The following is a 9,428-nucleotide window of genomic DNA, read 5'->3' as shown; positions in this document are numbered from 1 at the left end:
TTTTTAAATAGGAGAACTTTGTGAAAGCTTTTGTAATTCAGGAATTTGGTAAATTAGTCTGTACTGAAAAACCACAACCACAACCAAAATTTGGAGAAGTTTTAGTCAGAGTCACAGCAGTTTCCCTTAACTATCGAGATATTTTAATGGTTAAAGGTCTTTACAACCCCCATTTACCTTTACCTGTTATTCCATGTTCCGATGGAGTTGGAGAAGTTGTGTCAGTAGGAGAAGGTGTCACCAGAGTGAAACCGGGAGATAGAGTCGCTGGCATTTTTCTGCAGAAATGGTTATCAGGTAATTTGACTACAGAAGCAGCAAGGTCAGCTTTGGGTGGTGAAGTTGATGGAATGTTAGCAGAATATGTAGTCTTGTCTGAAAATGGGGTGGTAAATATTCCTGCTCACTTATCTGATACAGAAGCAGCAACTTTACCTTGTGCTGCAGTAACTGCTTGGCACGCTTTAATAGAAGCAGGTTTAAAACCAGGGGAAACAGTGTTAGTAATGGGAACAGGTGGAGTTTCCTTGTTTGCCTTACAGTTTGCAGTTATGGCAGGAGCGCGAGTCATTGCAACTTCCAGTAGTGATGAAAAATTGGAGCGGGTGAAACAGTTAGGTGCATCTGATGTCATTAATTATAAATGTGTGCCTAAATGGGAGAAACAAGTGTTGGCGTTGACTGAGGGAGTCGGAGTTGACTATGTTGTGGAAGTTGGTGGAGCAAATACTTTGAGTAAGTCTTTGAAAGCAGTAAGAATGGGAGGTAAAATAAGTTTAATAGGTGTATTGGCAGGAACGCAAGGAGAATTTAATCCTTTACCCGCAGTAATGAAAGGAGTACGCATACAGGGTATTTTTGTCGGTTCGCGTCAAATGTTTGAGACGATGAATAAAGCAATAAATGTGCAGAAATTACGTCCGGTTTGCGATCGCGTATTTCCATTTGAGTCAGCTCCAGAAGCATTGAGTTATATGGAAACAGGTTCCCATTTTGGTAAAATTACAATTGAATTGAAGTAAGGAAGAAGAAAGAAGAAAGAAGGAGGACTAAGGGAACTAAAACCCACAGCAATTCTATACACCGTGTAGACAGTGGGGTATTAAACGACAAAAGGACTTACGCAGAAACCGGGTTTATGAACTAAAATTGGCAATATCAAGCATTAAATTAGGGTAATAAACCCGGTTTTTTTGGTTGGGGTGCGTAAGTTTTAGATAAATAAGGATATAAACATGAAAGCATTCATAACTAATTTTGGAATACAAATAATAGACATATTCTAACAGATAATTGTAGATGTTTTAGACATAACTATAGCAGTTTTAATTAATATAGAGTACAGAGATTTGGGTTTAAAGGAAGAATTCATTAATTGATAATGGATAATTGATAATTACCTCCAAATTTATTAATTAAGTCTCGATTAAAAATTGCCCATAACAGTTGAGAAATGTAAGTTTTTCCACTATTGTTTTGACCGACAAAAACGTAAAACTTTTTAGATAAGTCAATTGTCTGAGTATTGTTCCGAATTGGACCAAAATTTTTTACCAGTAACTTCATTTAATTTTTCTCCTTTCTTGCAAATAATGTAGCCAATTTATTCAATTATTGATGCCAATATCACATCTAATGCTGATATAATAGTTGCAAAAACAAGAAATAAATAAGTTTTTCAACTTTCTAACTCTTCTTCATCCTTCTAAATGTTCTGATTGTGAGAAGATTTAGAATAGTGAGAGTTGTTGGTGTTCTTCATTTTTCCGTTTTCCCTTTTGTTTACTCGTACCATTTGGTACTTTTATATTGTTACCCGCTCCTTTTTCTAGAAGTCCTGCGAAATAGAACCAAGAAATCATTCTAGTCCTATAATGATTGACCGTTCTATTCTTTTTATTATCCATCGGCAAATCGTATAGCTTGGCAATAATTTGGCGAAGTTTATATGAAGTAATCATAGTTCCTGGTTTATTGTTTTGATATATTTCTTTGATGACGATATGTTCATTCAGTATATTTGCTAAATAATTTGCTATTTCTGAGTCTGAATCGGTTTTTCCTAATAAATCACTATTGATCTTTAAGATTGGGCTTTTATATTCAACTNTTTGATATATTTCTTTGATGACGATATGTTCATTCAGTATATTTGCTAAATAATTTGCTATTTCTGAGTCTGAATCGGTTTTTCCTAATAAATCACTATTGATCTTTAAGATTGGGCTTTTATATTCAACTAATCCCAATCTTCTTAAATCATCTCTAATATTTTTTAAAGTACCTTGTGGTATTTTATTTTTTAACTTTAATATTTCTGTATATTTTATTCCTTCTGCACCTTTTGAAGCTATTAAATCAAAAACTTCTAGTGGTTTATTGATGTTATACTTAGGTATGTAATCAAAGTCTAAATGTATTTCTGGTAACTTTCCTTCTGCAAGATATTCCCTGAATAAATCCCAGTAAACTGTGTAGTTTAGACCAGAACTAATTATTAATCTTTTGTCTTCTAAGTAATTAACAATGTCGTAGCCGAATTGATCTACAAGCTTAGTTTTATCAATTATAGTATTCTCAGCTAAATATTTTAAGCATTTTTTCTGTTTTGGAGAAGTACATTTATCATAATCTTGATCGAAAAGTTTTTTGATAAGTTTTTTGATATCAATTTGACTTTTAAAAGATGATTTAAGCTTAGGTTTTTTAGATATATGACTACAAGTCTTTTTTAGTAGCCAAGGTAAATCCTGACAATGTTCTATCAGCCATTCCTGGAGTGTGTTGTCTTCTAAGTTGAACTGTTTGAGAAGTTCTTCTGATTCTTTATCTGCGAATTTTTTTACTTCAAATTTTTCTATTTTATCCTCTAAATTATGCCATAAATGATAAGCTTTATGCCCATCTGGAATCATTATACCTGTTCTCCAGCAGAAACATAAAATAATATTTTCTTCTAGCTCATCAATTTCATAAGCTAATTTTTGAAATCTTTCATATACGCCGAATAAAGGTTTTGTTGTAAATAGGTGTTCAAATTGATCGAAGAAAATGATTAAAACTCGATTATTACTTCTCAGTTGCTCTATAATTTTATTAAGAGAATGGTCGTTAAAGAAGGGTTGTTCGAGACCGCCAAATTGTACTTTATGACCAGGTAAATTAATAAAATTATCATCTATAGATTTTTGAATTGCTTTCTGCAATGCTCTCAAAACAAAGAGAGAACTTTGTGCCGACCTCACATCAACTTGATACAGATAAAAATCATTATATTTGTCACGAGATTCTGCTTCTAGTTTAATAACTAGGGAGGATTTCCCTAAACCTGAATTACCAGAAAAAGCAACTATTCTTGTTGAAGTTTTAGCATCTTTGACATTTTTTACAAATTGCCAAAATTTATCTTTTAATTCTTTACGCCCAACAAAATAATTTGGATTACATGGACGACTATAGTCATCAAAGCTTTCTGCTTTACCCATTTGTGATACTACTTCTTGAGTCAATTCTGACACAGAAACAGTTGGTATTTTTAATGATTCTTTCTGAATTGTCTTACTATCAATTATTGGAAGACCAGACAAAAAATCATTGCTGTTAAAATCGCTTTTTAGTTCTTCTATATTTGTGATTTCTTGATCTTCTTTTGTTGGAAAAATAACTGCACGAGATGTAGTTCCTTCACTTATTTCTTCAACTACCCATAAAATTTCTGAAGGAGTAACTAATAGGGTAGCTGTATTAAACTTACTAATATGATATTTATTCCAATCAGGTAATTTGATGGATTTAATATCCATAAATACTTCAGCTAGTTTTTCTGGTCCCCAAAATTCAGCCCTAATTCCATAATAATTTGGATCTTGATACTCCTCTTTTAGTTCTTTTATTACACCTTTGGCATCTCCCCCAAATTCAGCACTACAAGCTAAATATACTTTCTTAGTATTTTTACGATAAGCTTTGCCTAGTAACTTATCTATAACTTCCGCACTAATAGTACCTTTTGTATAAAATTTACATTCAATAAAGGCTCTCTCATTAGTTTCTTTGTTTTCAGCTAAAACATCTATTTCACTACCTGTAAAGCTTATACGTTCAGATACTTCCAATCTCAGCTGCCTAAACAAGTCTGCTACTGTCTTTTCCCAAAAATCTCCCTTCTGCTTTGGAGTCCAATTTTTAGGAACAATAACTTTAAAATTTTTTGTTATATCAAGCATATCTTTAAAATTTCCNGTTCAGATACTTCCAATCTCAGCTGCCTAAACAAGTCTGCTACTGTCTTTTCCCAAAAATCTCCCTTCTGCTTTGGAGTCCAATTTTTAGGAACAATAACTTTAAAATTTTTTGTTATATCAAGCATATCTTTAAAATTTCCTGATTACTTTTCTAGTATTTACTATTCTAAAATAACTTAATATTTGTAGGTTGGGTTAAGCGACAACGCAACCCAACAAAAACATTCATATACTAAACCTACAGATTAGGTTTCAACGAAAATTTATAATAGGTAATTGAAATATCAGGGCTTTTATTTCTTCTATAGTCTGGTTTGGAGTCGTATTTAAGTACAATTCTTATTTAAGAATGCTTAAATAGACTTATTTCGATTTTAACATATTGTTAGCGATCGCTCTTACCTTTTCATATATTAATTGTTGATAATGAGAATTAAAATACAAACAATATATTTAAGTATTGATGCTAATATCACATCTATTGCTGATAGAATAACTGCAAAACCAAGAAATAAAACTGCTCGTTTTAAGATTTTAGCTTCAGCATCTCTAAGGTCAGCTAACTCTTTAATTGAATTGTTCCAAAACTTAATTAACGAAAGCCGATAATGCTCTTCAGTAATATTAAGACACCTTTCAATCAACTCTTCAGGCATTATAATTTCTCCTCCTTTTTTTGGTTGATATCCCCGTAATCCAAAAATTAAAGAAATAATTAAGCTACAATAACTCAGTATCTTTAGATATAAACNCATCTCTAAGGTCAGCTAACTCTTTAATTGAATTGTTCCAAAACTTAATTAACGAAAGCCGATAATGCTCTTCAGTAATATTAAGACACCTTTCAATCAACTCTTCAGGCATTATAATTTCTCCTCCTTTTTTTGGTTGATATCCCCGTAATCCAAAAATTAAAGAAATAATTAAGCTACAATAACTCAGTATCTTTAGATATAAACACATTTTACAGTTTAAATAAATGTCCATATCTGGTAGATTTAAAACGAGGGAATCATCTGGTAAATCTGATAAAAAGCGAATCATCAAACCATCAAAAGCAATAACCGCTCCTAACTTAGTGTTTAGTGTGTTTTGGCTAGAATCTATATCTTCTAAAACCTGCTTGGCATATTCATAAATGAGTTGTATATTAGAATTGTCTTTTTCAGAATTGTCTTTTTCCATTAGTTTAATAATCTATANATTTAAAACGAGGGAATCATCTGGTAAATCTGATAAAAAGCGAATCATCAAACCATCAAAAGCAATAACCGCTCCTAACTTAGTGTTTAGTGTGTTTTGGCTAGAATCTATATCTTCTAAAACCTGCTTGGCATATTCATAAATGAGTTGTATATTAGAATTGTCTTTTTCAGAATTGTCTTTTTCCATTAGTTTAATAATCTATATGTCTAATAATTCAGAACAAAGTGATAACTTAAATCAAAAATCATCTGAAACTTCTCAGGAACTAGAACCACCTAAAAAACCTGAACCTTCTCAGGAACTAGAACCACCTAAAAAACCTGAACCTTCTCAGGAACTAGAACCACCTAAAAAACTTAAACCTATCGAGTTTGAAAAAACGCGAGATATTATTAAGAGTAATAGTAAAGATAATTCAAATATTGTAGAGTTTTAAAACTGCTAAATACATAATTTTTAGTTTAGGTATTAACCCACTTTAAATATACAAAAATAACCTAAACTACTAATACCATATTTGGATAATTTAGTAATAATAATGTAGGTTGGGTTAAGCCGCAGCGCAACCCAACAAGAACCTATATATGTTTATGTTAAGTAAGTTGGGTTATGTTGGGTTTCGGGTTCCTCAACCCAACCTACAATATAGTGGTCAAAAATTTACCTCAACCCATCAACCAACAACTCCCTCGCACTGTCCAACGCTTCCTTCAACTTACTCGGATCGCGACCCCCTGCTTGCGCTAAGTTCGGACGGCCGCCGCCGCCTCCTCCACACATTTTCGCTATCCCGCCAATAAATTTCCCTGCTTGCAAACCTTTACCATTCACAGACTTACTAAAAGCAGCAACTAAACTGACTTTCCCCTCTGTTCCGGAACCCAATACCACAGCACTCTCGCCCAACTTTTGTTGCAACCTCTCTGCTGCTGTCTTCAACGCTTCGGCATCAACTCCAGGCATTTCCGCTACTAATATCTGAAACTCACNAAAGCAGCAACTAAACTGACTTTCCCCTCTGTTCCGGAACCCAATACCACAGCACTCTCGCCCAACTTTTGTTGCAACCTCTCTGCTGCTGTCTTCAACGCTTCGGCATCAACTCCAGGCATTTCCGCTACTAATATCTGAAACTCACCGACAGTCTCAGCATTCCCCAATAACTGGTCTGACTTAGCAACCGCTAACTCCCCTTTCAACGCCTCCAACTGTTTCTGCGACTCCTTCAACTCCTGCTGTAAGTTACTTACCCGCTCCGATAACTCCTCCGGTTTTGCCTTAAAGCGATCGCTCAATTCCTTAACCACAACATCCCGGACGTTCAAATAATCTAAAACTGCCAAACCTGCCACCGCTTCTATACGGCGCACCCCAGAGGAAATACCAGCTTCAGAAATAATTTTAAACATCCCAATTTCTGCCGTATTATTCACATGAGTTCCTCCACATAATTCCATCGACACTCCGGGATAGTCAACTACCCGCACCACATCGGCATATTTTTCCCCAAACATGGCAACTGCTCCTTTTTCCTTTGCTACTTCCAACGGCATTTCCGCAACTGTCGCCGGATGTGCTTCAGCTATCCAACTATTCACCTGTGCTTCCACTTGCACAACTTCCTCCGGTTTCAACCCCCGCGGACAATTAAAATCAAACCGCAAACGGTCAAAAGATACCAAGGAACCCGCTTGAGAAATTGATGAGTCTACCAAAGACCGCAAAGCTGCTTGTAACAAATGAGTTGCCGTATGGTTGGCCTGCGCTCGACGGCGACAAACACCATCTATTTCAGCATTCACCGTCATTCCTAACTCTAACGTTCCCTTTTCCACGGAACCGAAATGCACAAAAATATTATTCTGCTTTTGCACATCCTCTATCCGCACAACCACATTATCCCCAGTTAGATAACCGCGATCGCCTATTTGACCTCCAGACTCACCATAAAAAGGCGTTTTGTCAAGTACAATTTGCACTTGAGTACCCGTTTCAGCATCCTCAACCTGTTTCCCATCAGCTATTAATGCCATCACCTGTGCAGGGGAAGTCAAATCTGTGTACCCTAAAAATTCCGTTTTGTCAACATCTAATTTGACTCCACCCTCGGCAGTCAAGTCAATAGTTTGATGTGCTAACTGAGCGATAATTTTCGCTTGTTCCATTTCTGACTCAAACCCACTCACATCAACAGTCAAACCATTTTCCTCAGCTATTTCCTGAGTCAACTCCAGGGGAAAACCATAAGTGTCGTACAACTTGAAAGCATCTTCCCCAGAAATTTGTTTGCTTTTCTGAGTTTCTGGTTTTGCCATAACTTCTGCCAACAATTTCTCACCCCGCTCCAATGTTTTCAAGAAGCGCGACTCTTCCCGTTCCAACTCAGCTTTAATAGCAGTTTCCCGTTCCCGCAAATTTGGATAAACATCCTCAGCAAGAGCGATCGCCGTCTCAGCAACTTTGGATGTAAATTCCCCAGAAATTCCAATTAAACGACCATGACGCACAACTCGCCGAATTAACCTTCGCAAAATATAACCCCTACCAACGTTAGATGCGGTTACACCATCAGCAATTAAATTAGCTACTGCTCGCACATGGTCGCCAATGACTTTCAGAGAAACTTTAGTTTTGTCGTCACTTTTGCCATAGTCGATACCAGCAATNAACTTTGGATGTAAATTCCCCAGAAATTCCAATTAAACGACCATGACGCACAACTCGCCGAATTAACCTTCGCAAAATATAACCCCTACCAACGTTAGATGCGGTTACACCATCAGCAATTAAATTAGCTACTGCTCGCACATGGTCGCCAATGACTTTCAGAGAAACTTTAGTTTTGTCGTCACTTTTGCCATAGTCGATACCAGCAATATCCGCAGCAGTTTTAATGATCGGAAAAATTAGGTCAGTCTCATAATTATTCGGCACTTTTTGTAATATTTGCGCCATTCTTTCCAACCCCATTCCAGTATCAATATTTCGGTTTTCCAGTGGAGTGAGATTTCCCTGTGCATCGCGGTTGTATTGCATAAACACCAGATTATAAAATTCGATAAACCTGCTGTCGTCTTCCAAGTCAATATTCTCATCCCCTAATTCTGGATGAAAATCATAATAAATTTCCGAACACGGACCGCAGGGACCCGTCGGACCAGACGCCCAAAAATTATCTTCTTCTCCCATCCGTTGAATGCGATGTGCTGGAATACCTATTTGGTCGCGCCAAATTGCAAACGCTTCATCATCTTCTCGGAACACGCTGACAACCAAACGGTCTGGTGGTAAACCGAATGTTTTTGTAGAAAGTTCCCAAGCGAAAGCGATCGCCTCTGGTTTAAAATAGTCGCCAAAACTGAAATTACCCAACATCTCAAAAAAAGTGTGATGTCTGGCAGTGCGACCAACATTTTCAATATCGTTGGTACGAATACATTTTTGGGAAGTGGTAGCGCGGGGATATTTCCGGGGTTGTTGTCCGAGAAATATGGGTTTAAATGGTAACATTCCGGCAATAGTGAGTAATACTGTGGGGTCTTCAGGAACTAAAGATGCGCTAGGTAAAATAGCGTGTTCCCGTTGTGCATAAAAGTCGAGAAACTTTTGGCGAATTTCGTTACCTGTGAGTTTTTTGGCAGACATAATAGATTTAAGATGTTAGGTTGTCTAATTTTAATTTTTCGCCTATTCAAGCAAAATTTTACCTGTTAAGCTTTTACAACTTTTATTGTAATAGATATTAGTTGTTATAAACCATTCATCAAGATTTAGATATTCTTTAATTGAGTAATTGAAAAAATATAATTAATTTTTACTTAATATTTTCTTTGATTAATCTCTATGGATAACTTAATATTAACTTAATCAAATAGTCATCAAATTAAAAGATAGAAAAAAGGTTAAATTTATTGTATATTTGCTGCTCGATCTAAAATAGTAGAATGTAGATTTGTAGTAATAAAAAGCAGCTTTATA

7 protein-coding genes and 1 pseudogene are annotated in these 9,428 nt (G+C 35.6%); 2 read left to right on the top strand and 6 right to left on the bottom strand.

Annotated features, from left to right (window positions below; genetic code table 11):
• Positions 1–20: 20 nt before the first annotated feature.
• A complete protein-coding gene (locus AFK68_RS23335; RefSeq protein ID WP_094675509.1) occupies positions 21–1,022 on the top strand; it encodes an NAD(P)-dependent alcohol dehydrogenase in 1,002 nt (333 codons plus the stop codon).
• Positions 1,023–1,371: 349 nt separating this feature from the next.
• Here the strand turns inward: AFK68_RS23335 and AFK68_RS23330 are convergent, their stop codons facing one another.
• The 3 genes from AFK68_RS23330 to AFK68_RS23310 all read right to left on the bottom strand — a co-directional run.
• Positions 1,372–1,566: an AAA family ATPase gene (locus AFK68_RS23330; protein WP_094675507.1), complete on the bottom strand. Its 195-nt coding sequence runs from the start codon at positions 1,564–1,566 to the stop codon at positions 1,372–1,374.
• A 544-nt stretch (positions 1,567–2,110) separates the two neighbouring features.
• Positions 2,111–4,226, bottom strand: a 2,116-nt coding sequence (locus tag AFK68_RS46200; RefSeq protein WP_371357516.1) for a restriction endonuclease, incomplete at its 3' end; no start/stop codon positions are given.
• A 1,221-nt stretch (positions 4,227–5,447) separates the two neighbouring features.
• A partial coding sequence (locus AFK68_RS23310; protein WP_210407580.1) for a hypothetical protein occupies positions 5,448–5,636 on the bottom strand: 189 nt, incomplete at its 3' end.
• Between the two features lie 16 nt (positions 5,637–5,652).
• On the opposite strand from AFK68_RS23310, the gene AFK68_RS23305 reads away from it, so the two are divergent.
• Positions 5,653–5,886: a hypothetical protein gene (locus AFK68_RS23305; RefSeq protein ID WP_094675497.1), complete on the top strand. Its 234-nt coding sequence runs from the start codon at positions 5,653–5,655 to the stop codon at positions 5,884–5,886.
• Positions 5,887–6,110: 224 nt separating this feature from the next.
• On the opposite strand, the gene AFK68_RS23300 is transcribed toward AFK68_RS23305, so the two are convergent.
• The 3 genes and pseudogenes from AFK68_RS23300 to alaS (AFK68_RS23290) form a co-directional block, all read right to left on the bottom strand.
• Positions 6,111–6,428, bottom strand: coding sequence for a DHHA1 domain-containing protein (locus AFK68_RS23300; RefSeq protein ID WP_371357517.1), 318 nt, complete (start codon positions 6,426–6,428; stop codon positions 6,111–6,113).
• Between the two features lie 12 nt (positions 6,429–6,440).
• Positions 6,441–8,116: pseudogene (alaS, locus tag AFK68_RS23295) on the bottom strand (alanine--tRNA ligase); the annotation flags it as partial.
• Position 8,117: 1 nt separating this feature from the next.
• Positions 8,118–9,095 (bottom strand): alanine--tRNA ligase (gene alaS / locus AFK68_RS23290; protein ID WP_094675511.1); only part of this gene is annotated, 978 nt, incomplete at its 3' end.
• Positions 9,096–9,428 lie beyond the last annotated feature (333 nt).

Origin of the sequence: Hydrocoleum sp. CS-953, from assembly GCF_002260545.1 — a bacterium.
GTDB lineage: Bacteria > Cyanobacteriota > Cyanobacteriia > Cyanobacteriales > Microcoleaceae > Trichodesmium.
Note: the sequence above shows the minus strand (reverse complement) of the source record. Positions and strands in the feature narration are given on the sequence as shown.